23 protein-coding genes and 1 pseudogene are annotated in these 23096 nt (G+C 61.4%); 9 read left to right on the forward strand and 15 right to left on the reverse strand.

Annotation, left to right across the window (positions count from 1 at the left end; all coding sequences use genetic code 11):
• The first annotated feature begins 30 nt into the window (after positions 1–30).
• On the forward strand, positions 31–636 hold the full coding sequence (locus tag CI807_RS30270; RefSeq protein ID WP_095017369.1) for a pyridoxamine 5'-phosphate oxidase family protein: 606 nt from the start codon (positions 31–33) through the stop codon (positions 634–636).
• A gap of 41 nt (positions 637–677) precedes the next feature.
• Here CI807_RS30270 and CI807_RS30275 read toward each other — a convergent pair whose 3' ends face one another.
• Entirely contained in the window at positions 678–1160 is a 483-nt protein-coding gene (locus tag CI807_RS30275) for a GyrI-like domain-containing protein (protein ID WP_016978312.1), read from the reverse strand.
• A 196-nt stretch (positions 1161–1356) separates the two neighbouring features.
• Between CI807_RS30275 and alaC the strand changes: the two genes are divergently transcribed.
• Positions 1357–2574 (forward strand): alanine transaminase, encoded by a 1218-nt coding sequence (alaC, locus tag CI807_RS30280; RefSeq protein WP_095017370.1) that lies wholly within the window; start codon positions 1357–1359, stop codon positions 2572–2574.
• A gap of 44 nt (positions 2575–2618) precedes the next feature.
• Here alaC and CI807_RS30285 read toward each other — a convergent pair whose 3' ends face one another.
• The 3 genes from CI807_RS30285 to CI807_RS30295 form a co-directional block, all read right to left on the reverse strand.
• Positions 2619–2900, reverse strand: coding sequence for a hypothetical protein (locus CI807_RS30285; RefSeq protein ID WP_095017371.1), 282 nt, complete (start codon positions 2898–2900; stop codon positions 2619–2621).
• Between the two features lie 109 nt (positions 2901–3009).
• A complete protein-coding gene (locus tag CI807_RS30290) occupies positions 3010–4362 on the reverse strand; it encodes a GntP family permease (protein WP_017738791.1) in 1353 nt (450 codons plus the stop codon).
• Between the two features lie 85 nt (positions 4363–4447).
• Entirely contained in the window at positions 4448–4981 is a 534-nt protein-coding gene (locus tag CI807_RS30295) for a gluconokinase (protein WP_033896292.1), read from the reverse strand.
• A gap of 213 nt (positions 4982–5194) precedes the next feature.
• On the opposite strand from CI807_RS30295, the gene CI807_RS30300 reads away from it, so the two are divergent.
• Positions 5195–6226 carry a LacI family DNA-binding transcriptional regulator gene (locus tag CI807_RS30300; protein WP_177004864.1) on the forward strand — a complete coding sequence of 344 codons (1032 nt, stop codon included), beginning with the start codon at positions 5195–5197 and terminating at the stop codon, positions 6224–6226.
• 25 nt (positions 6227–6251) lie between these two features.
• On the opposite strand, the gene CI807_RS30305 is transcribed toward CI807_RS30300, so the two are convergent.
• Positions 6252–7130, reverse strand: a complete 879-nt coding sequence (locus CI807_RS30305; RefSeq protein ID WP_095017373.1) for a LysR family transcriptional regulator — start codon at positions 7128–7130, stop codon at positions 6252–6254.
• A 109-nt stretch (positions 7131–7239) separates the two neighbouring features.
• Here CI807_RS30305 and CI807_RS30310 point away from each other — a divergent pair, with 109 nt between their 5' ends.
• The 5 genes from CI807_RS30310 to CI807_RS30330 all read left to right on the forward strand — a co-directional run bounded on the left by CI807_RS30310 (position 7240) and on the right by CI807_RS30330 (position 11191).
• Complete coding sequence (locus CI807_RS30310; RefSeq protein WP_095017374.1) at positions 7240–7674, forward strand: PACE efflux transporter; 435 nt, start codon at positions 7240–7242, stop codon at positions 7672–7674.
• 58 nt (positions 7675–7732) lie between these two features.
• A complete protein-coding gene (locus CI807_RS30315) occupies positions 7733–8365 on the forward strand; it encodes a glutathione S-transferase family protein (RefSeq protein ID WP_095017375.1) in 633 nt (210 codons plus the stop codon).
• Between the two features lie 15 nt (positions 8366–8380).
• Positions 8381–9118 carry an NAD(P)-dependent oxidoreductase gene (locus CI807_RS30320; protein ID WP_095017376.1) on the forward strand — a complete coding sequence of 246 codons (738 nt, stop codon included), beginning with the start codon at positions 8381–8383 and terminating at the stop codon, positions 9116–9118.
• 8 nt (positions 9119–9126) lie between these two features.
• Complete coding sequence (locus CI807_RS30325) at positions 9127–10536, forward strand: MFS transporter (protein ID WP_095017377.1); 1410 nt, start codon at positions 9127–9129, stop codon at positions 10534–10536.
• Between the two features lie 133 nt (positions 10537–10669).
• The gene (locus CI807_RS30330; RefSeq protein ID WP_095017378.1) at positions 10670–11191 is read left to right on the forward strand and encodes a hypothetical protein; all 522 of its coding nucleotides are present in this window, start codon (positions 10670–10672) and stop codon (positions 11189–11191) included.
• Positions 11192–11313: 122 nt separating this feature from the next.
• Here CI807_RS30330 and CI807_RS32225 read toward each other — a convergent pair whose 3' ends face one another.
• The 3 genes and pseudogenes from CI807_RS32225 to CI807_RS30340 all read right to left on the reverse strand — a co-directional run bounded on the left by CI807_RS32225 (position 11314) and on the right by CI807_RS30340 (position 13670).
• Entirely contained in the window at positions 11314–11883 is a 570-nt protein-coding gene (locus tag CI807_RS32225) for a methyl-accepting chemotaxis protein (RefSeq protein ID WP_371858026.1), read from the reverse strand.
• Positions 11857–12633: pseudogene (locus CI807_RS32230) on the reverse strand (PAS domain-containing protein); the annotation flags it as partial. The pseudogene CI807_RS32230 and the gene CI807_RS32225, both read right to left, overlap by 27 nt.
• Positions 12634–12800: 167 nt before the next feature.
• Positions 12801–13670 (reverse strand): LysR family transcriptional regulator, encoded by an 870-nt coding sequence (locus CI807_RS30340; protein WP_095017380.1) that lies wholly within the window; start codon positions 13668–13670, stop codon positions 12801–12803.
• Positions 13671–13766: 96 nt separating this feature from the next.
• Here CI807_RS30340 and gstA point away from each other — a divergent pair, with 96 nt between their 5' ends.
• Complete coding sequence (gene gstA, locus CI807_RS30345) at positions 13767–14369, forward strand: glutathione transferase GstA (RefSeq protein WP_095017381.1); 603 nt, start codon at positions 13767–13769, stop codon at positions 14367–14369.
• On the opposite strand, the gene CI807_RS30350 is transcribed toward gstA, so the two are convergent.
• The 7 genes from CI807_RS30350 to CI807_RS30380 form a co-directional block, all read right to left on the reverse strand.
• The gene (locus tag CI807_RS30350) at positions 14309–15739 is read right to left on the reverse strand and encodes an aromatic amino acid lyase (RefSeq protein ID WP_095017382.1); all 1431 of its coding nucleotides are present in this window, start codon (positions 15737–15739) and stop codon (positions 14309–14311) included. The two genes, gstA and CI807_RS30350, sit on opposite strands and share 61 nt — an antisense overlap.
• Positions 15736–16740 (reverse strand): ornithine cyclodeaminase family protein, encoded by a 1005-nt coding sequence (locus tag CI807_RS30355; RefSeq protein WP_095017383.1) that lies wholly within the window; start codon positions 16738–16740, stop codon positions 15736–15738. The genes CI807_RS30350 and CI807_RS30355 overlap by 4 nt, the downstream gene beginning before the upstream one ends.
• A gap of 2 nt (positions 16741–16742) precedes the next feature.
• Positions 16743–17669, reverse strand: coding sequence for an aliphatic sulfonate ABC transporter substrate-binding protein (locus CI807_RS30360; RefSeq protein WP_095017384.1), 927 nt, complete (start codon positions 17667–17669; stop codon positions 16743–16745).
• A complete protein-coding gene (locus tag CI807_RS30365) occupies positions 17669–18682 on the reverse strand; it encodes an ABC transporter substrate-binding protein (protein WP_095017385.1) in 1014 nt (337 codons plus the stop codon). Before CI807_RS30365 ends, CI807_RS30360 begins: the two co-directional genes overlap by 1 nt.
• Positions 18683–18713: 31 nt before the next feature.
• Positions 18714–21350 carry a TonB-dependent receptor gene (locus CI807_RS30370; protein WP_095017386.1) on the reverse strand — a complete coding sequence of 879 codons (2637 nt, stop codon included), beginning with the start codon at positions 21348–21350 and terminating at the stop codon, positions 18714–18716.
• Between the two features lie 229 nt (positions 21351–21579).
• On the reverse strand, positions 21580–22524 hold the full coding sequence (locus CI807_RS30375) for a FecR domain-containing protein (protein ID WP_095017387.1): 945 nt from the start codon (positions 22522–22524) through the stop codon (positions 21580–21582).
• The gene (locus CI807_RS30380; RefSeq protein WP_016975977.1) at positions 22521–23030 is read right to left on the reverse strand and encodes a sigma-70 family RNA polymerase sigma factor; all 510 of its coding nucleotides are present in this window, start codon (positions 23028–23030) and stop codon (positions 22521–22523) included. Before CI807_RS30380 ends, CI807_RS30375 begins: the two co-directional genes overlap by 4 nt.
• Positions 23031–23096: the final 66 nt, after the last annotated feature.

Raw genomic sequence — 23096 nt, forward strand, 5'->3', positions numbered from 1 at the left:
CTGCATTCATCCAAGGACAAGGTGACTCCCATGCTGACAACCCTCGAACAACTCGAAGCGCTCTACGGCCTCCCCCACGAGCGCGCCGTACGCAAGGAAATCCCGTTTCTCAATGAGGACTACCAGTCGATGGTGCGGGCTTCACCACTGGTGGTGGTGAGTTCGTCCGGGCCCGACGGTATCGACGGTTCGCCACGCGGGGATGTGCCGGGGTTCGTGCGGATTGTGGATGAGCGCACCTTGGCAATTCCCGATCGGCCGGGGAACAACCGCTTGGATACCTTGCGCAATCTGGTGCAGGACCCGCGAATTGCGCTGCTGTTCATCATTCCGGGGATTGGCGAGACGTTGCGCGTTAATGGCCGGGCGCAGATTTCAATCGAGCCTGAACTGCTGGAGAGTTTTGCGGTGAATGGCAAGCCGGCGCGGTCGGTGATTCTGGTGCAGGTGGAGGCCGCGTATTTCCATTGTTCCAAGGCGTTTGTGCGCTCGGACTGCTGGAACCCCGAGAAGCATCTGGACCGCTCGGAATTACCGTCGGCCGGCGCGTTTCACAAACGGCTCAATGATGGGCAGTTTGACGCCGAGGCCTATGACCGGGAGATGCCGGAGCGGGTCCGAAGCACGCTGTATTGATACATCGGTAGGAGCCGGCTTGCCGGCTCCTTTGAGGGTCGTCAGCCTCTTTCGCCCACCGGCAACCAGATCTCCACGGTCCCGGTCCCCTTGCTCACGTCAAAGTCCGCGCTGTAGCGCTCGAAATCCGCGCCCATCACCTTGTAGCCCGAATGCGGCAGCCATTCGAACATGATGCGCTCGTAGGTTTGCTCAAGCGCCTGCACCGGCCCGTAATGGGGGAACACGGCATAGTTGAGCGGTGGGATTTCGATGCATTCGAAGTTGCCTGGCACATCGGCTTTGGTCGGGACTTCGACACCGGCCATGTAGTCGAATTCGCCATGCTTGGGGTTGTGGCAAACGCCATAGGTCACACCGCCCACACGCTTCTTGATGTCCTTGATGCAGGTGTCGAACAACTCCCACAGTTTGGGGATATCGCCCACGGTGGCCTTCGAATAACGCCCTTGCACCCCGGCGATCACCAGGGCTTTACCGGCTTCCATGCGTGGCTCTAACGGTTGTTTTGTCTGCTGATCCATACGAACAGTCTCCTTCTTATGAGGGAACAAACCCGCATCGAGTATAGGGGCATATCCGCACTGGACTCCATGCAGAAAATTTTCCTAGGCATCTGGACAACGGGCCATCATCGACCGTATTGTCTGCCCCGCAGGCCACCGCAGTGGCCGACGTCGCTCGGACGGTTCCGGGCGCTTACGTACTCTCGAGGCAACAATGGCAGACCAAGGTTCGCCGCGCCGCTTTGCGCGCATAGATCGACTCCCCCCTTACGTTTTCAATATCACGGCCGAGCTGAAGATGGCTGCGCGTCGGCGCGGCGAAGACATCATCGACCTGAGCATGGGCAACCCTGACGGCGCCACGCCGCAGCACATTGTCGAAAAACTCGTGCAAGTCGCCCAGCGTGAAGACACCCACGGTTACTCCACCTCCAAAGGCATTCCGCGTCTGCGCCGGGCGATTTCGCGCTGGTACAAGGACCGTTATGAAGTGGATATCGACCCCGAGTCGGAAGCCATCGTCACCATCGGTTCCAAGGAAGGCCTTGCGCACTTGATGCTGGCCACCCTGGACCAGGGCGACACCGTGCTGGTGCCCAACCCGAGCTACCCGATTCACATCTACGGTGCGGTGATTGCCGGCGCCCAGGTGCGCTCGGTGCCGCTGGTGCCGGGCGTGGACTTTTTCGCCGAGCTGGAACGAGCAATTCGCGGCTCGATCCCCAAGCCGAAGATGATGATCCTGGGCTTTCCGTCCAACCCGACCGCGCAGTGCGTGGAACTGGACTTCTTCGAACGTGTGATCGCGCTGGCCAAGCAGTACGACGTGCTGGTGATCCACGACCTGGCCTACGCCGACATCGTCTACGACGGCTGGAAAGCCCCGTCGATCATGCAAGTGCCGGGCGCCAAGGACATCGCGGTGGAGTTTTTCACCCTGTCCAAGAGCTACAACATGGCCGGCTGGCGCATCGGTTTCATGGTGGGCAACCCGGAACTCGTCAACGCCCTGGCACGCATCAAGAGCTACCACGACTACGGCACCTTTACGCCGCTGCAAGTCGCCGCCATTGCTGCACTGGAAGGCGACCAGCAGTGCGTGAAAGACATCGCCGAACAGTACCGCCAGCGCCGCAACGTGCTGGTCAAGGGCCTGCATGAGCTGGGCTGGATGGTCGAAAATCCAAAGGCGTCGATGTACGTCTGGGCGAAGATTCCCGAAGCATATGCCGCCATGGGTTCGCTGGAATTTGCCAAAAAGCTGCTGCTGGAGGCCAAGGTGTGTGTGTCGCCGGGGATTGGTTTTGGCGAGTATGGCGATGACCATGTGCGCTTTGCGCTGATCGAGAACCAGGACCGGATCCGCCAGGCGGTGCGGGGGATTCGCGGGATGTTCAGGGCGGATGGATTGCTGCCCAAGACCGGAGTCTGACTGTGAGCTGTAATGGGGCATCCGTGCCCCATTATCTTGGAAGACTAACTCACAACAAATTTTCGCTGGACCGAACCTGAAACCACCGGAAAAGAAACATACGCCCTGATGTTTTTTGCGCCCGGGGTCATAACGACGCTGAGTGACCAACTCTGCCCGGTAGCGGTGACAACCCCCAGCGTACCTGTCGAGTCCTCGACTGTTATCGTCGCACCAGACAGGGGTACTGCCCCGGAGATGGTGACGGGGCTGGTGACAGTCGCATCGACTTCCGGTTTATCGATTCTAGGTGGCAGTACCTGCGTGGGTTCGTTTTTCTCGGTCATGACCATTTCCTTTTCTGAATCACTTTTGGGGTATCCATTCCCTCATATTCAGATAAAGCCCGAACCTGTGAAAAGTAACAGTTACGACAAACGGTACTCACGGTCGCGGTCAAACCACCAATGACAACAACATGATAAAGATCAACGCCACGACGGACAGAATCGTCTCCATCGCCGTCCACGTCTTGAACGTCTCAGCCACCGTCATGTTGAAGTACTGCTTCACCAGCCAGAACCCCGCATCGTTGACGTGAGACAGGATCAACGAACCCGCGCCCGTCGCTAACACCAGCAGCTCACGGTTAACGCCCGGAATCATCCCCACCACCGGCACCACAATGCCCGCGCCAGTAATGGTCGCCACCGTGGCCGAACCGGTTGCCACACGAATCACCGCCGCCACCAGCCACGCCAACAATATCGGGTTGATCTGCGCGTTCACCGCCATATGGCCAATCACATCCCCGACGCCGCTGGTCACCAGCATCTGCTTGAAGCCACCGCCGGCACCAATGATCAGGATGATCGCAGCGGTCGGCGCCAAGCTGGCGTCGAGCAACTTGAGGATCTGCTTGGAATGGATGCCCTGGCGATGGCCAAAGGTGTACAGCGACAGCAGCAGCGCCAGCAACAGGGCAGAGATCGGGTGACCGATCATGTCCATCCAGTTGCGCACGATGTGGCCGTCCGGCAAGCCGATATCAGCGAAGGTTTTGAGCAGCATCAGGAACACCGGCAGCAGCACAGTAATCAGGGTGATGCTGAAGCTCGGCAGGTTCTTGTGTTCCGACTCACGGGCCAGTTGGTCGACCAGTTCCTGGGACGGGTTGCCCGGAATGTACTTGGCGATGAACGTACCGAAGATCGGGCCGGCGATGATGGCGGTCGGCAGTGCGACGATCAGGCCGTAGAGGATGGTCTTGCCGATGTCCGCGCCAAACACGCCGATGGCCAGCAGCGGGCCCGGATGCGGTGGCACCAGGCCGTGTACTGCCGAGAGGCCGGCCAGCAGCGGAATGCCGATCTTGATCAGCGACACGCCGGTGCGGCGCGCCACGATAAACACCAGCGGGATCAGCAACACAAAGCCGATCTCGAAGAACAGCGGGATGCCCACCAGGAACGCGGCAAACATCATGGCCCACTGGACCTTCTCTTTGCCGAAGGCGCGGATCAGGGTCTGGGCGATCTGATCGGCACCGCCGGATTCGGCCATCATCTTGCCGAGCATCGTGCCCAGCGCGAGGATGATGCCGACAAAGCCGAGCACCCCGCCGAAGCCGTCCTGGAACGCCTTGATGATCTTGTCCACGGGCATGCCCGAGGTCAGGCCGAGGAAGCCGGCCGCGATGATCAGTGCAATAAACGGATGCACCTTGAACTTGGTGATCAGAACGATCAACCCGATGATAGTGACCACTGCATCAAGCAGCAGGTAGGACTCGTGGGACATGCCAAACATGGGGGGGTCTCTCCTGTTTGTTGTTGTTATTAAAGCGGGTGTTGAATTTCCTGCCGGGGATAGCGCTATCTTTTCCGGCAAAAAATTAATGAGTAGGTTCAAAGCCGTGTTGCAGCCACCAGGCGTTGGTCTGCTCGGCCAGTTCCTCGACGCTGTCTTCACTGGCGTTCAGAGCCAGGGTCAGCGGTTCACCTTTGGGCGATTCAAGGGTGGCAAACTGGCTGTCGATGAGGCTGGCTGGCATGAAATGGCCGGGGCGATGGGACACACGGTCGGCGGCCACGGCGCGGGTCAGCTCCAAAAAGACAAACCCCAGGCCCGGCGCGGCTTCGCGCAGGTGGTCGCGGTATTTCTTTTTCAGGGCGGAACAGGTGAGCACGGGATGCTCGCCCGCTTTGAGCGAACGGCGCAGTTCATCGCAGAGGATGTCGAGCCAGCCGGCGCGGTCGTCGTCGTTGAGGGGGTGGCCGGCGCTCATCTTTTCGATATTGGCGGCAGGGTGAAAGCTGTCGCCTTCAATGGCGGTGGCACCGTTCAGGCGGCACAGGGCCTCGCTGACGCTGGACTTGCCACAGCCGGAAACACCCATGATGACCAGGGCGGTAACAGGTTGACTCATGAAACACCTCAGGACGCAGATAGCGCTACCTTTGCACGCTGTAAGGCTAGTGCAAAAACAGGCTTTTCCCGCGCCGTCTTGTCTTTTTTTATGGAGTGACGCGTGCATCCGCTCCAACGCTTTGAACAGGATCAGGCAACCCTTTGTTCAAGAATTTGCAGCCTTTTGGAGACAGCGCTACCTTAGTGCCTCGATTTTTGTTTGGCAAGCCGCCTGATGACCTCCAAGAACGATAAAAAATTGCGCACCACGGGTCGCCCGACCCTTAACGAAGTCGCCCGCCTGGCCGGCGTCAGCCCGATTACCGCCTCCCGCGCCCTGCGCGGTATCAGCACGGTGGCCACCGAACTGGTGGAAAAAGTGCAGCAGGCCGCCGCCGAACTCAACTACGTGGTCAACCCCGCCGCCCGCGCCCTGGCCTCAGCCCAGAGCCATTCGGTGGTGGTGTTGGTGCCGTCGCTGTCCAACCTGCTGTTTATCGAAACCCTCGAAGCCATCCATCAGGTGCTGCGGCCCAAGGGCTTCGAAGTGCTGATCGGCAACTTCCACTATTCGCGCGATGAAGAAGAAAACCTGCTGCGCAATTACATGGCCTACCAGCCACGGGGTTTGCTGCTGACCGGGTTTGATCGCACCGAAAGCGCCCGACGGATGGTCGAGGCCAGCAATGTGCCCTGCGTCTACATGATGGATTTGGACCCGAACGCCGGGGTGAACTGCGTGGGTTTCTCACAACTGAGCGCGGGCGAAACGGCAGCGGCGCATCTGTTGTCCCGCGGGTACAAACGCCTTGCGTACATCGGCGCGCAACTGGACCAACGCACGTTGCTGCGCGGCGAAGGTTTCCGTCGTGCGCTGCAACAGGCTGGCCTGTACGACCCGGCACTGGAACTGCTGACGCCGCGCCCCTCCTCAGTCGGCCTGGGCGGCGAACTGTTCCTGCAACTGCTGGCCGCCCATCCCGACGTGGATGCAATCTTCTTCGGCAACGATGACTTGGCCCAGGGCGCCTTGCTGGAAGCCATGCGCCATGGCATCAAAGTGCCGGAGCGCGTCGCGGTGCTCGGTTTCAACGACCTGCCTGCCTCGTCTTTCATGGTGCCGCGCCTGAGCAGCATCAGCACTCCGCGAGAAGCGATTGGGCGGCGGGCGGCGGAGCACCTATTGACGATCATGGCGGGCAACAAGATCGCCAAGCCGGTGGTGGACATGGGGTTTGAGTTGCAGGTGCGGGAGAGTACGTAGGACGCCATCTGCGGGGCGCCTGCATTTACCGAGCCGCGTCAGCGAGCGCCTGTACCAATGCAGACGCCCCCTTGTGCAGCGGTTGGTTCTTCAACCACACCGCATTCACCACCATCGCCAAACCGTTCTCGATGTTCTTGAAGTTCAACCGCCGCAATCGGCCTGCCTCAAGCAACGGCGCCACTGCCGACAGCGGGAAATTCCCCCAGCCCAAGCCCGCTTCCACCATATCCAGGGCCATGCCCAGGCTGTCGGTACGCCAATAGGATTGCCCCACCAGCGGCCGGCGGTCACTGAGGGGAATATCCCGACCGGCCACCAGAATCTGCCGTACTCGTACCAGGTCTTCCAGAAAAGGCTCACCGCCCGCCTGCGGATGTTGCGGGCTGATACAGGCGATCAATTGTTCGCTGTCAACAAACTGAAAGCGTTCCAGCACATTGACGCGAAGCCCCGCAAAAACCACGCACACCTGCACGCGCCCGAGATGTAACAGTTGCAGCACATCATCCTGCGGGGCGGTCAGCACTTCGATTTCCAACAATGGAAAGGCCTCGCCGATTTCACCGATGGCGGCCAACAGGCGGCGTGTGTTGATATCCACCCCCACGCCGATCGACAGCTTGCTCTCAAGGCCCCGGGACAGCTGCAACGCATGCACCTGCAACTGCTTGAGTTGCTCGGCCATCAGCCGTGCGTGGGGAATCAACGCCAACGCAAGATCCGTGGGGACCGGTTCACGATGACTGCGATCAAACAACGGGTAACCCAGCTCGGCCTCAAGGTTGGCAATCCCCATGCTCACCGCGGAAGGGACTTTGCCCAATGCCCGTGCGGCCGCCGAAAATGAGCCGGCCTCAACCACCGCCAGGAATAATTCAACGCTGTCGCTTGAAAAGCTCATACGCAACCTGTCAAAAAAACTGAAAGCTTCTGACTTTTTATGTCAACCATAGTGACGCTATCTTCCCTGCCAACAGACGGTCTTGTCACCTGAAAATGAGGAAGTGGCGATGCAAGGTGTGAAACGCAAGTTGGTGTATGTGTCATCGTTTGAACTGATCGGCATGACCTTTTCAGCCATCGGCCTAGCGTTGCTGTCGGGCGCTCATCCCTCCAGCACTGGGCCATTGGCCGTAGCGATCACTACGATTGCGGTCACCTGGAACTTCATCTACACCTCGCTTTTCGAGCGCTGGGAAAGCCGCCAGCGCGACCGCACGCGCACGGTCAAACGCCGCGTCGCCCATGCTGTGGGCTTCCAACTGACACTGATCGTGTTCCTGATTCCGCTGATCGCCTGGTGGATGAACGTCAGCCTGGTGCAAGCGTTCCTGCTCGACCTGGCACTGATCCTGTTCATCCCCTGCTATACCTTTGCGTTCAACTGGCTGTTCGATCGCACTTTCGGCTTGCCCGCATCGGCGTTGCCCGCAACATCTGCGTAGCTTCAACCGGGCACCGCTGTTAAATTCCCAGGGTCATCGCCACTGCCAGGGAAGCACCATGGGACATTCACTGAAAATCTTGGGTCGCACGTCCTCCATCAACGTGCGCAAAGTGCTCTGGACCTGCCAGGAACTCGGCATCGACTACCAGCGCGAAGACTGGGGTATCGGCTTCAAACCCACCCAGTCCGACGCGTTCCTCGCCCTGAACCCCAACGCCCAGGTGCCGGTGTTGATCGATGACCACGGCGTGCTGTGGGAATCCAACACCATCTGCCGTTACCTGGTCAGCCTCTACCAACGCCACGACCTGCTCCCCGCCGAACCCGCGCCACGGGCCCGGGTCGAGCAATGGATGGACTGGCAAGCCACCGAACTCAACCCGTCCTGGGGCTACGCGTTCCATGCGTTGGTGCGCCAGAACCCGGACTACCAGGACCCACAACGCATCCAGGCCGGCGTGCAGGCCTGGAACGACAAGATGAGCCTGCTCGAACAACAGCTGATCAAGACCGGCGCCTACGTCACCGGCGATGAATTCACCCTGGCCGACATCCTCGTCGGCCTCTCGGTACACCGCTGGCGCAACGCGCCGCTGGAGCATCCGCCCTACCCCGCGGTGGAAGCGTATTACCAGCGCCTCAGCCAGCGCCCCGGTTTCAAAACCTTTGCCCTCGACGGCCATAACTAAAACAAGGACTACAGCGTGAAAGGACTCAACGTACTGCTCACCGGCGCCTGCGGCAGAATCGGCAAGACGTTTTTCGACGCATCCAAAGACCGTTACCGCTTTACCCTCACCGACCGCATCGCGCCGGATTTCGACTTGGGCGAACACCGCTTCGTGCACGCCGACCTCAGCGACCCATCCAGCCTGGCGGCCTTGCTCGACGGTATCGACGTGATCGTGCATTTGTCGGGCATTCCCCACGCCAGCGCGTCGTTCGATGAGTTGCTGCCCAATAACATCCTCGCCACCACCTACCTGTTCGAAGCCGCCGTGGCTGCCGGAGTCAAGCGCCTGATCTTCGCCAGCAGCGCGCAAACCATCGAAGGCTATCCGGTGGACCGCCAGATCACGCCCGGCATGCAAGTGATGCCCGCCAATCTGTATGGCGTGAGCAAATGCTACGGTGAGGCGCTGTGCGCCTACTACGCGGCGAAAACCCCGCTATCCACCATTGCCCTGCGCATCGGCGCCTTCGAATTCCCCGAAACCCACGACCTTAACAACGCCCGCGACCTCAGCGCCTGGCTCAGCCCGCGTGATGCGGTGCAGTTGCTGCAACGTTCGGTGCAAGCCGAGGGCGTGAAGCACTTGATTGCCCATGGTATTTCCAATAACCGCTTCAAGCGCCTGGACCTGAGCGAAACCACACGGGTGCTGGGTTACCATCCCCAGGATGACGCGTTTCAAACATTTGAGATTCCGATCACTTATTGAGTTTCCCCATGCCCGCACTCTCTAGCACCGACGGCATCGATCCAATCCGCGCCGCCCACATCAGCGCACGCATCGATCGCCTGCCTGCCGTCGCCACGGTCTGGCGCCTGGTGGCGTTGCTCTCCATCGGTGGTTTTTTCGAGCTGTACGACCTGTTCCAGACCGCCTACATCAGCCCCGGCCTGATCAGTGACGGGATTTTCCACACAGGCAGCGAGGGCGTGTTCGGTTTCTCGGACCAGGCCGCCTTTGCCTCGGCAACCTTCCTCGGCCTGTTCCTCGGCGCCAGCCTGCTCAGCCCTATCGCCGACCGTTTCGGACGGCGGGCGATCTTCACCTTTGCGTTGATCTGGTACACCGTCGCCACGGTATTGATGGGCATACAGACCTCCGCCGTGGGCATCATCTGCATGCGTTTCCTGGTCGGCATTGGCCTGGGTATTGAACTGGTGACCATCGACGCCTACCTCTCGGAACTGGTGCCCAAGCGCATGCGCAGCTCGGCGTTTGCCTTTGCGTTTTTTATCCAGTTCCTGTCAGTGCCAGCGGTGGCGTTGATGTCGTGGTGGTTAGTGCCACAGGCGCCGTTCGGCGTATCTGGCTGGCGTTGGGTGGTGCTGTCGAGTGCGGTGTTTGCGCTGTTTATCTGGCAATTGCGCAAGCGTTTACCGGAGTCGCCGCGCTGGCTTGCACAGAAAGGTCGTTTCGAAGAGGCCGGTGCGATCATGGACAACCTTGAAGCGCGCTGCCAGAAGGACCATGGCAAACCGCTGGATGAGCCCGAGCCCGAAGCCGTCAGCGTGCAGGGTAGCGGCCGCTTTGCCGATATCTGGCAACCACCGTATCGCCGCCGCGCCTTGATGCTGATCGTGTTCCATGTGTTCCAGGCCATCGGCTTCTTCGGTTTTGGTAACTGGCTGCCAGCGTTGCTGTCGGGCCAGGGCGTCAGCGTGACCCACAGCTTGCTCTACGCCTTCATCATCACCCTCGCCTACCCGTTGGGGCCGTTGCTGTTCGTGAAGGTGGCCAACCGCTTTGAAAACAAATGGCAGATCGTCGGCTCGGCCTTGGGCGCGATGATCTTCGGCAGTCTGTTTGCCCTGCAAACCACGGCGGTGGGGCTGGTGATCTGCGGGGTGATGATCACCTTCTGTAACGCCTGGCTGAGCTTCAGTTATCACTCATACCAAAGTGAATTGTTCCCCACCAACATCCGCGCACGGGCGGTAGGCTTCTGTTACTCGTTCAGCCGCTTGTCCACGGTGTTCAGCAGTTTGCTGATCGGTTTTATCCTCGAACACCTGGGCACACCGGGCGTGTTGGCATTCATTGCCAGCAGCATGTTGATCGTGATGATCACCATCAGTTGGTTCGGGCCGCGCACGCGGAACCTGGCGCTGGAAAACATCGCCCACTGACGGCAATGGTTGGCCGCATGCGGGACAATGTTTGCCGCAGCGGCCAGGCGATCCCCAATAAAACCGGGCACTTCACACCCGGCACGCTATTTGCTCCACCTGTGGCACCGAACATTCCCCCAGGTGACCGATCATGCTGGTTAACAACAACACCCAAGCCGTGTCGACCGTTCAACAACTCAAACGGCCCGACATGGACCCCGCCAACGCCGCTGCCAGCGCGCTGTACAGCGGTGCCTTGCAAGCCGCGCAACAAAGCGTGACTGTGCCGGCCGCGCAGAAGGAACTGGACAAGGCCAACGACCGCATCGACGAGGCCTTCGCCAAGACCCGCGTGCAATTGCAGACCACCACAGAAGCCGTCACTGCCGCTACCACAACCCCGGACGTGCCAAAGACCGGTGCGACTGCCAGCACCGCGCGCTCCGAGTTCACGGACTACATGAGCAAATCCCCAGCCGAGCGTATCCGTGAGCAATTGCTCAAGGAACAGGGTTTGACTGAGGCGGACGTGCAGGCACTGCCGCAGGAAAAACAGGACGCCATTGCCAAGGAAGTCGCTGAACGTTTGAAGCAGCAACAAGAGCAGCAGGTAGCGGCGAAGACCGTTGACCCGCAGGCGCAGGCGCTGAAAGAGACGCTGGCTGCGATCTAAGCCGCACCGCAGATCAACTGTAGGAGCCGGCTTGCCGGCGATGCAGGCGCCTCGGTGAGTCAGATAGACCGAGGTGATGCTATCGCCGGCAAGCCGGCTCCTACAGGGATTGGGTTGTCAGATTATTGCAGTTGCAGCGTCGAATTGAACTGCCCGATCGCATCCACCACATGCCGTGACCCTTCCTGGATCTCCAGGATGACCTGCCCCGCTTCATTCGCCAATTCCACTCCCAAGCCCGTGCGGCTCAAGCTTGACTGCATGCTCGACACCGCACTCAGCGACAGGTCGTGGTTCTTGCGCACCACATCGACAATTTCCACCGTCGCCTGGCTGGTGCGCGCGGCAAGGCTGCGCACTTCGTCAGCCACCACCGCAAAACCGCGTCCGTGTTCACCCGCCCTTGCGGCTTCGATCGCGGCGTTGAGCGCCAGCATATTGGTCTGCTCGGCAATGCTGCGGATGGTCTGCACGATCGCGCCGATGATGTCCGATTGCTTGCTGACCGCGTCGATACTCACGGCCGCCTGGTTCAGGTCGTGGGAAATTTCTTCGATGATCTGCACGGTTTGCTGCACAACCTCCGAGCCCTTGCGGGCGCAGGCGTCGTTTTGCACCGAGGTGGCGTGGGCCGAGTCGGCAGCATTACGCAGGGTGGTGACTTGGTCCGTGATGTCGCTGGCGAACTTCACCACTTTGTACAGGCGGCCATTGGTGTCGAAGATTGGGTTGTAGGACGCTTCCAGAAACAGCGTCTTGCCGTACTTGTTTTTGCGCTCGAAGCGGTGCGAGTGGTATTCGCCGCGATTGAGCGACGCCCAGAACGCCTTGTAGGCCGGCGACTCCACTTCGTTGCGGTGGCAGAACATGCTGTGGTGCTGACCAACAATTTCATCCAGGGAATACTGCACGGTCTTCAGGAAGTTGTCGTTGGCGTTGAGGATCTGGCCCTGCGGGGTGAACTCGATCACCGCCATGGAACGACCGATGGCGTCGATCAGGCTCTGGTTTTCATGTTCGTGATGGACCCGCGCCGTGATGTCCGACGCGACTTTGATCACGCTCTGCACGTGGTTGTCCTTGTCCAGCACCGGCATGTAGCTGGCTTCCAGCCACACTTCCTGGCCGTGCTTGTTCAGGCGCATGAAGGTGCCGCTGAGGGCCTCGCCCCGCGCCAGGTCGCGCCAGAGCTTGGCGTAGCCGTCGGTGTGGGTGTAGGCCTCTTCGCAAAAGAGGCGGTGATGTTTGCCGCGAATCTCCTCGGCGCTGTAGCCCATGGTTTTGCAGAAGTTGTCGTTGGCGTCGAGGATCACGCCACTGGGGTCGAACTCGATCATGGCCATGGAACGGCTGATGGCGGCCAGTTTTGCGTTGGATTCGGTGAGGGCGCAGGAGAAACGTTCGATTTCTTGCAGGTCGGATTTGTGATGGCGGTTGAACATGTTCGGATCACCCTTCAATTACCAGCGCCTGGCGAGGCGCATTCCATTCACGGATTGAATATTGCTGGCAGATCTTTATGGGAACAACCATCCGAATCGCTTTATATGCCAAGCGTCATCAACGGTTCTGGATGAGCATAGACAGGGCTTGGCGCTATGCAAGGCCACTAGTCATCCAGCATTTTTAACAATGCGAGGGCGGCGGCAGACGGTGGGCGATCCGGCGCACCGACCAAGGCAAATTCACGGTGCAGCGGCACATCCAACGCCATCACGCGCAAGCCCTTGCGCTGGGCCGGCAAGGCCATTTCCGGCACCAACGTAACGCCCACGCCCTCACGCACCAGGCTGAAGGCACTGCTCCATTCACGCACTTCCACGCGGATATCGCGCAGCGTCAGCCCCGCGGCGGCGCCCAGGCTGCGAGCATTGGCGGTGCACCCTCCGGTGGCGAGTACAAAAGGCTGCTCAAGCAGTTCCTCGAGCGACACCGTGGCATCCACCGGGCGCTGGGCCAGCGTATGGTCCACAGGCAGCACGGCCATCCAGAAGTCACGACCCAGCATCGTCGCATTGCGCTCCGGCTTGGGATTGAGCACCACGCCCAAATCGATGAGCCCGGTGTCGAGCAAGGTGAGCACCTCGTTGTCAGTGACATCCAGGGTAGTGACCTCTATCCCGGGATAGAGCTGCGCAAAACGCTGTAACGCGGGTGTCAGAAACGTCGCCAGCACCATGGGGAAACTGGCGATGCGAATCGTCCCACGCAACATGGGCCGGGCTTCGTCCACGGTGCTACGAATCGTCTGCAAGGCCCCAAGCATGACTCGCGCCTGCTCAATCACACTCAAGCCCAGGGCGGTGGGCAAGGTCTTGCGCGGTTCGCGGGTAAACAGCTGCGCGCCCAACGTCGCTTCCATACCGGCCATGGCCTGGCTGGCGGCAGATTGGGTCATGCCCACGCGCTCGGCGGCGGCGGTGATGCTGCCGTGATCGGCCACGGCCACCAGCAAGCGCCAGTGCATCAGGTTCATCATCGCAGTAGCTGTCCTTATGGCAGGGGTCTGAACGTTTAATTTTACGCACGGTGCCACGCCCGCGAGACTGGCGCAAATTCAACGGAGCTGCCCCAGATGAAACTGTATTTCTTCCCCCACGCCTGTTCCCTCGCCCCGCATATCGTGCTGCGCGAATTGGCGCTGCCGTTCGACCTGGTCCTGGTGGATAACCAGGCCAAGACCACCGCCGACGGCGAAGACTTCCTGCAGATCAACCCCAAGGGCTACGTCGCGGCGCTGAAACTGGACAATGGCCAGGTACTGACCGAAGCCAGTGCAATCCTGCAATATCTGGCCGACCTGAAACCCGCCGCAGGCCTGGCGCCGGCCAATGGCAGCTGGGAGCGCGTGCGTCTGCAAGAATGGCTGAATTTCATTGCCACCGAGATTCATGGCGGCTTGGCGGTGTTCTTCAACAACGCGATTCAAGGCGAAGTAAAAGCCTCATTCCAGGCCACGCTGTTCAAGCGCTTCGCGGTGTTGGTGCACACGCTGGAGCGCCAGGACTACCTACTGGGCACGCAGTACTCGGTGGCGGATGCCTACCTGTTCGTGGTGCTGCGCTGGGCGGCGTTTCACGCGATTGATCTGGGCGACTGGCCAGCGCTGGCGGCGTTTCAGCAGCGGGTGGGTGAGCGACCGGCGGTGATTGCGGCGTTGGCCGCCGAAAACCCATGAGTCGAGATGAAGGCGCTTAGCGCCAGCACATCTACCGAACCCGCACGATCCTTATCCAGATGAGCCACCTGGCTGCGCACGGTTTCATGGATCTGCCGAGCGCCGTCCCCCAGACGCAGCTCACCGCGCAGGTCCACTGCCTGCGCGGCGACGATCAGTTCAATACTGGCCAGCCACAACACCCGCTCGGTCAAGCGACGAGTCTTGTCGACCGCAGCCAAGGCCTGGCCCGCATAATCTTCAACGCGGTCCGCCACCGGCACGCTCACCGCCGGCAATGGATTGGCCAGATGGCCGATTTCCGCGACCAACGCCGAACTGGTGCGCTGCAAGGCGGCCAGGCCGACATGACCGGGTTGAGTGATCAGGAAGCGCGGCAGATCGCTGGACGCCGGGGACAGCAACTTAGCAATCCGTTCAGCGCTGCACACGGCCACTCGATTCAACGCCAGGCCTAACCCTTCAGCAGCCAGCGCCAAATGCGTGCTGTCAAAATTCGCTGTGGCCAGCACTAACGCTTCTTCGCTGATCAGCGCCGGGTTGTCCGCCCCACTGCGCAGTTCCAGTTCGACCAGGTCATGCAACTGCTCCAACGCCTGCTGCGCCGCGCCCTGTACCACTGTGGCGCAGCGAAAGCTCAAGGGGTCCTGCAGACGACGCGGGCTGTCCGCCAACTCACCGCCCGCCAGTAACCACAACAGCGCCGCCGACTGCTCGCTTTGCCCCGGTGCAGGCCGCAAGCGAGATGCCCATGGCTGGAATGGGCTGAGATTGGCCCGGTAGCCCTCGCACGACAACGCCAGCGCCGCCAGCACCGCCGCCAACACTTGCTGCGCCTCGGCGACCAGCAACGCGCCAAGCCCGACACTGGCAGCATTGGCCGAGACCAGCGCCAGCCCGTCCTTGCCGGTCAACGGCACCGACAGTGCCAGGCTCAGGTGCGCCAATGGCGCCAGGTCGCTCTCGCCCAACGAGCCGAGCAACGGCACCTGCGGTTCGGCACCGGCGTTGAGTAAATCCAGCAACGCCTGCGCGGCCTGCGCCGAAATGCCCGAACGCCCTTGGGCTAATCCGGCCAAGCGCGCGGCGGTGATGGCGCGCAGCTCCTGACGATTGGCCAGGCGTCCAACACCCACCGCGCGCCCCAACGGAATGTTCGCCTGTACGGGCATCACCGCCGTATCCACCGCGGCACCGAGGCCGGTATTCACGCCATAAATCGGCGTGCCTTCAGCCGCCAGTTTCACCAACAACTGGTGGCCTTCATCGATGCGCTGACGGGCCTGCACAGAGAAATCCGCCGGCACATCCTGCCGGGCAATCGCCAGCAAATCTGCCAGGGCTAAACCTTGGGGATCGAAGTGAATCATGCCCAGCGCAGCCGCTGGCCAATCTCCAGGCGCTTGGCTTTCTCCAGCAGTGCATGGCCCAGCGCGATGTCACTCAGGCTCAGGCCACGGTGCCAGAACAGGATGGTTTCCTCGGCGGTTTCCCGGCCGGTTTTCAAGCCGGCCACGATCTGGCCAAGCTCGGCATGCAGGGTTTCGGCACTGAGTTTGCCAGCGTCGACATGGGCACGTAGCGAGCCAAAAAGCCCGCCTTTGCACTGGCCCCAATCATCCACCACGAGCTTGCTCATGATGTCGGTCAGCGACAACTCCACCGCACTCATGGTGCCGTAAGGCACTACGAAAGCACCGGGTTTGATCCAGTCGGTGCGCAACAAGGGTTCGGGCTGATCAAGGCGCGACGCCTCGACCACAATTTCGGCGCCACGCACGGTGGATTCCCAATCGTCGGTAACGATCACCGGCTTGCCCAGGTCCTTGCGCAGGCGCTCGGCGAAGGCTTCACGGCTTTCGCTGCGGCGTGAGTGCACACGGATTTCGTCGAAGTCGAACAGGTGATCCAGCAAGCGCACGTTCCAATACGCCGTGCCACGCGCGCCAATGTGCGCCAGCACTTTGCTGTCGGGCCGGGCCAGGTATTTGGCGCCGATGGCGGTGATGGCACCGGTGCGCATATCGGTGATCGCCGAGGCATCCAGGATCGCCTTGGGAATCCCGGTGGCAGGGTCCAGCAGGTTGAGGATCGCCAATTCCGAGGGCAAGCCCTTGCGGTAGTTATCGACAAAATCCCCCACCACTTTGACACCGGCATAGCCGATATCGCCGCCGAGTACACCGCGCAATACGTTGAAGTGGCCGTTGATCTCGCCGCCGGGAATCAGGTGGGTACGCGGCTCGATCACCGCCTCGCCACGGCCCTGGATCGCCAGGCTGGCTTCGATGGCGGTGAGGATTTCATCATTGGTGAGGTTCAGTTCGTTGATGTCGAGGCCGTTGAGAAAGTCGATGTAGATCGGTTGCATGGTTATGGCGCCTTGAAGACAGCTTGCTGTACATCGACCTTTTTCGGGATCAGGCCGTTGGCAAAAAACAGGTCGGCGGTGCGTTGCTGGTTGCCGATGTCGACCGCTTCCAGCGGGCGAATCGGCGCGGGCGAGCGGTGTTCGAAGTAGCTCTTGACCACCGCCGGTTGCAGGCCCAGGGTCTTGGCCATCAGCGCGATGCTCGCTTCGGGCTGGTCGAGGGACAGGCGCTGCGCCTTGGCCAGCGTCTGGATGATCGCGCCAATGGATTGCGGATATTGCTTGGCAAACGGGCTGCTCACCACGAAGAAACTGCCCGCCGGATTGAGGCCCTGGCCATCGCCCAACACGCGGGCGGAACCGTCGACCACGGCCGCGGAGTAGTACGGGTCCCACACCACCCACGCGTCGACTTTGCCTTGCTCGAACGCGGCCCGCCCATCGGACGGCGACAGGTACACCACATTCACGTCCTTCCATTGCAGACCGGCGCGCAGCAGGCTTTTAAGGAACAGGTTGTGGGCGCTGGAGCCCTTGAGCAGCGCCACGCGCTTGCCCTTGAGTTCGGCCACGCTGTGCACGCTGCTGGCTTTGGGCACCAACACCGCTTCGGTCTTGCCTTCGTTGGGCTCCACGGCGAAGTACTGCAAGTCGATGCCAGCGGCCTGGGCGAAGATCGGCGGGATATCACCGATATTGCCGATGTCCAGGCTGCCACCGTTCAGTGCTTCGATCAGCGGCGGGCCGCCGAGGAATTCGATCCACTCCACCTGGGTGCCGGGCAACGCGTCCTCGAAGAGTTTGTGCTCACGGGCCAAGACCATGCTCACCGAGCTTTTCTGGTAACCGATGCGTAACGTGGCCGGTTCGGCCGCCAGCACCTGACCGGCGACCAACGAAAGTACCGCAGCAGCGAAGACTTTAAGCATTAGAGCGCTCCCTTGACCTTAGCCGCCACATCGACCGGCACCCACTGTTGCCAGATGTCTGGATGGCTCTTGAGGAACGCTTCAGCGACCTGGCGTGGCGGTGTGCGTTTCTCGCTCATTTCGCCGAGGATGCCATTGAGCAGATCAATCGGCAGGTCGACCTTTTCAAACACGCTGACCAGTTGCGGGTACTGCGCCTTGAACGGCGCCGACACACCAATCGCCAGACGTGCCGGCATCGAGCGAGTGCCGATGGGGTTGGGGTTTTTCGCGTCGGACAGGGTCTTCCAGGCTTCGGCGTTGAACGGCGGCTCCTCAAGCTTGACCAGCTTGAACCGCCCTAACAGCGGCGTCGGCGACCAGTAGTAGAACAACACGGGTTTGCCACGACGGATCGACGACGCCACTTCGGCATCCAACGCCGCGCCGGAGCCGGTGCGGAAGTTGACGAAGCTGTCGGTGAGTTTGTACGCCTTTAGCTTCTGGCTGTTGACGATCTCCGACGTCCAGCCCGTTGGGCTGTTGAGGAAGCGTCCACGGCTCGGGTCTTCGGGGTCGCGGAACACGTCTTTGTAGCGCGGCAGGTCGGCCACCGACTTCAAGTCCGGCGCCAGGGGTTTGATGCCGCGCGCGGCATCGCCCTTGATCACGAACTCCGGCACCCACCAGCCTTCGGTGGCGCCTTTGACCGTGTCACCGAGGCCGAACACCTTGCCTTCATTTTCCGCCTTGACCCACGCCGGACTGCGCCCGGCCCACTCTTCACCGATCACCTGGATATCGTCCTTGGCCAGGGCGGCTTCCAGGCTCACGGTGCTACCGGGCAAGGTGTCGGTCGGCAGGCCGTAGCCTTTCTCGACGATCAGGCGCAGTACCTCGGTGATCAAGCTGCCGCTTTCCCAGGTGATGTCACCGAAGTGGATGGATTTGACGGTTTCGGCGGCGTGGGCGGTTTGGGTCAGCAGGCTCAGGGCCAGCAGACCACCGCCCAGGAGTTTTTTCAGATGCTTCATCGGCAACCTCATAGTTGTGCGGTGATGTTCGTTAAAAGTCATAACTGAGCCGCGTGTAGTAAAACGCCCCTTCCGGCGCCGACGGCGACAGGTAGCTGTACTGCTGGCCCGGGGTCTGGCGCAGGCGGGTGTTGAAGTCGTCGGGCTTGCTGTCGAACAGGTTGTTGGCGCCGACCGACAAGCGCAGTTGTTTGGTGAAGGCGTAGTTAACGTCCAGGTCGGTGTTCCACTGCGCGCCGAAGGTCTGGTCGTACTGGGCGTTGGCTTCGCTGGCGGCGTATTTGCGGTATTCGCCGTAGCGGGTTTCGCTGAGGGCGATGGTCCACGCGCCGATGCGGTGGGTCGCGCCGAGCACCAGCTTGTCTTCGGGGTAGCCGTGTTCGAGAAAGCCACGGGCTTCGCGGGTGAGGATGTCGAAACCGTTGGGGTTTTCGTGGACCTTCTCGATCGTGGTGCGCGCCTTGGTGTAGCCGGCCGACAGGCTCAACGCGCCGTACTGCGCCAGGTCCAGGTTGTACTTGCCGACGATGTCGACGCCACGGGTGCGGGTGTTGGCCGCGTTGGTCATGAACTGCGCCCAGGTGTACTGGCCAAACCCGGCTTGCTGCAGGATCTGCTCGGCGCGCGGCCCGGAAATGCCGCCGCTGTAGAGCAGGCGGTCACGAATCGAGATCTGGTAGGCGTCGATCGTCAGCGAAGCGTTTTCGACCGGACGCAGCACCAAGCCGAGTGAGTAGTTGGTGGACTTCTCGGGCTTGAGCGGCTCGGCGCCCAGCGCACGGGCGGCCGGGTTGTCGGCGGGCAACATGCGCGTGAGCACCGGGTTGCCGTTGATGTCGACGTTGGTGGTGGTGGTCCACGACGTGCCGATCTGCCCCAGGGTCGGCGCACGGAAGGAATTGTTCACCGTGGCGCGCAAACCCACCTGTGGCGTGAAGTCATACCGCGCCGACAGCTTGCCGGTGGTGGCCGATCCGAAGTCCGAATAGTGCTCGGTGCGCCCTGCCAGGCCGACCTGGAATTTATCCGTGAGCTGGTGCTCCAGACCGAAGTACACGCCGCCGACATCCCGCTTGTAAGTACCGGCGTCGTCTGGCGTGAGACCCGAGGCTTGCACCGCGCCGACCTGCACACCGTTGATGCCGCCAAACGAGTAGGACTCGTAGTCGCCCTCCTCCAGACGATACTGCTCATGGCGATAGGCAATGCCCGCCGAGACGGTCAGCGGATGGCTTGACCAGTTGACGTCCAGATCCTTGGCGTAATCCAGGCCGATGTTGGTCTGGTCGTTGATCAGGGTGGCCACGTCGAATTTGGTCGGGCTGTTCAGGCCGTAGCTCGGGTTGACGGTGTTGAAGGCCAGTTCATCGTGCTTGTCGCGACCGTAGGTGGCGCTGAGGTCAAAGCGGCCAAGCGTGTCGTCTTCATAGCGGGTGCCGACGGTGAGTGCGCCGTCTTCATAGCGGTAGCGGTATTTGGGAATGGTGCCGTTGGGGTAAATGCCCGGCACGTTGTTCGGATTGTTCGCCAGCAGCGGCGGCGTGTTGTTCACCGACTTGTCCTGGCCGAAAGTAGCGAAACTGTAGAGGCGCCACTGGTCGTTCAGGCCGACTTCGGCGTTGGCCGCCAGGTTGAACTTGTCGCGCCCGGCCCCGCCCCAGCGCGGGTCTTGCAACTGGCCGTCGGCGACGTATTTGTCACCAATGTCAGTGGGTTTGTTGTTGAGGGTGTTGAAGCTCAGGGTCAGGAAGCCATCCCCCGGCAACCCCAGGCCGTACCAACCGTCAGTGGTTTTGCTGAAACCGTCGCCCTGGGCGTATTTGCCCAGTTGGGTGTTGACCTGGCCGCCGCTGTCACGCTCCTTGAGCACGATGTTGACCACGCCCGCCACCGCATCCGAGCCGTATTGCGCCGAGGCGCCATCACGCAGCACTTCGACGTGGTCGATGCTGCTGATGGGGATCATGTCCAGGTCCACCGGCTGTGCGCCAATGAACGGCACGCCGCCGGAGATGTTCACCACCGCCGAGGCATGACGACGCTTGCCGTTGATCAGCACCAGCGTTTGGTCCGGCGCCAAGCCACGCAGGGATGCGCCCTTGGGGTTCTGGCCACGGGTGGCGCTCTGGTTCTGCGGAAAGTTGAACGACGGCAGCAGTTGGAACAGCGCCTGGTTGAGGCTGGTGGCGCCGGTCTGCTTGAGTTCTTCAGCGTTGATCACGTCCACCGGGGCGGCGCTGGTCAGGGCGGTGGCGTCACTGCGCCGGGTGCCGATGGCGACCACGCGGTCCAGGGTCGGCGCTTGCGCTGCGCTGGTTTGTGCCTTGACGTTGCTGGTCGCGTTTTTGCTCGCGCCTTCCTTGATGATGAACGCACCGTCCGGGCTCACCTGAACCTGTAGGCCGGTGCCCTTGAGCGCGGCGTCCACCGCCTGTTGCGCCGACAGCGAACCGTCCACGCTGGCCGAAGAATAGTTACCCAATTGCGGCGTAAACGAGATCACCTGGCCGCTTTGGCGACTGATGCTCAGCAGCACTTCATCCAACGGGCCAGGTGCGATGTGATAGACCTGGCGCGCCTCCTCGGCACTCGCGGCAAACGACAACAACAGACTGGCGAACGGCACCAGGGCAAAGGTTCGAAGCGGCACACGGTTGAACTGATTCACTTTGGCTCCCCCCAAGGAAACTCGACGGCGCTGCTCCCCGCAGCGCTTACGTGAGTGATGTGGGACAGCGGAGGGAAAACTTGCAGACTGTTTGGTTATGTCCTTAGAACCCACACAATCAATAAGCACCCCACCACCTGTAGGAGCCGGCTTGCCGGCGATGCAGACACCTCGGTGCCTCGGCAAGACCGAGGAGATGCCATCGCCGGCAAGCCGGCTCCTACGAGTTTCAGGTGGCATTGACAGTCACCCACAGGCCGGTGCGGCGGGTGATGTGGATCGGCAAGGTGCGCGCCAGGGTGTCGAGGATTTGCTGGGGGTTGTCCAGCCGGTACAAACCGCTGACACGCAGGCCCGCCACGGAAGGGTCCAGGCGCAGCACACCATTGTGATAGGGCCGCAGTGCGTCGATGACTTCAGCCAGCGGGCGGTCGCGCACTTGCAGGAAGCCGTCGACCCAGGCCGTGGCCCCGGAGGAGCTGGCCTGCACCGGACCGAATCCGGCGCGGTCGTAATGCACTTCATGGCCGGCGGCGAGTTGCAGGCGTTCGCCGTGCTGGCCGTCAATTTCCACTGCGCCGTTGAGGGCAACCACCTGGCCCTGCCCTTGCCGTTCACGCACCAGGAAACGGTTGCCGTAGGCGCGCAGACGCGCCTGGTCGGTCTGGATCAAAAACGGTCGGATGCGGTCGCTGGCGACCTTGGCCAGCAACTCGCCCTCGCGCAGGCGTATCAGCCGGCGTTGCGGATCAAACTGGATGTCGGCCGCGCTTTGTGCGTTGAGCAGCAATTCGCTGCCATCGTCCAACGCGACGGTGCGGCGCTCGCCAGTGCCGGTGCGGATATCCGCCGTCAGTTCAGTCAATGGCAAGCCCAGCGGCTTGGCCAGCAAGGCCGCGCCAACCGCCACACCAGCACCGGCCAGCGCGACCTGCAACACATGCCGTCGACTGGACGGTGCCTCCAGCGCCTGCTGCAACACCTTGCCAGTCACCCCTTGCGCCTGGGGAACCTGGAACACGCCCAAGCGGGTTTCCAACTGTCGGCACAGGGCGTCATGACGCGGGTCGGCGGCGCGCCATTGTTCATAGCGCTGCCAGTCGCCCGTCGAAGCTTGGCCGGAGCGCAACAGCACGTACCAGCGCGTGGCGCTGTCGATCAGTTCGTCGCTCATTCCAGGCACAGCCGCAGGCAGCGGTTGAAGGCGCGGGTCATGTAGTCACTGACCGAGCGCTGGGAAATCCCCAGTTCGCTGGCGATTTCCGGGTAGGTCAGGCCATTGAGTTGCGAGAGCAAAAAGGTCGCCTTGACCTTGGCCGGCAAGCCGTCGAGTAACTGGTCGATGGCTTGCAGGGCTTCGAGCATTTGCGCCAGCTCTTCGGGAGATGGCGCGGTGGAGGTCTCGTCGTTGTCGAGTGCGTCGAGGTAGGCCCGTTCCAGATCACGCCGGCGCCACAGTTGATACATCAGCCGCTGGGCGATGGTGGTTAGCAGCGCACGCGGCTGGCGGATGGGCACGACACCCGGCGCACTCAGCAGTTGGACGAAGGTGTCGGCGGCGATGTCTTCGGCGTGGGCACGGGAATCGAGGTGGCGGTGCAAACGGCTGCACAGCCAGTCGTAATGACTGCGGAACAATCCGCCCACGTAATCGCTGTGAGAAGTGTCGGCGCCGGACATAGTGGCTCCATCTGAGTAGGTTGCGCGTTATGTCCGGTGTTCCGGTGGAGCGATCCTAGCAAGGCC

Origin of the sequence: Pseudomonas sp. NS1(2017), assembly GCF_002269425.1 — a bacterium.
GTDB lineage: Bacteria > Pseudomonadota > Gammaproteobacteria > Pseudomonadales > Pseudomonadaceae > Aquipseudomonas > Aquipseudomonas reactans.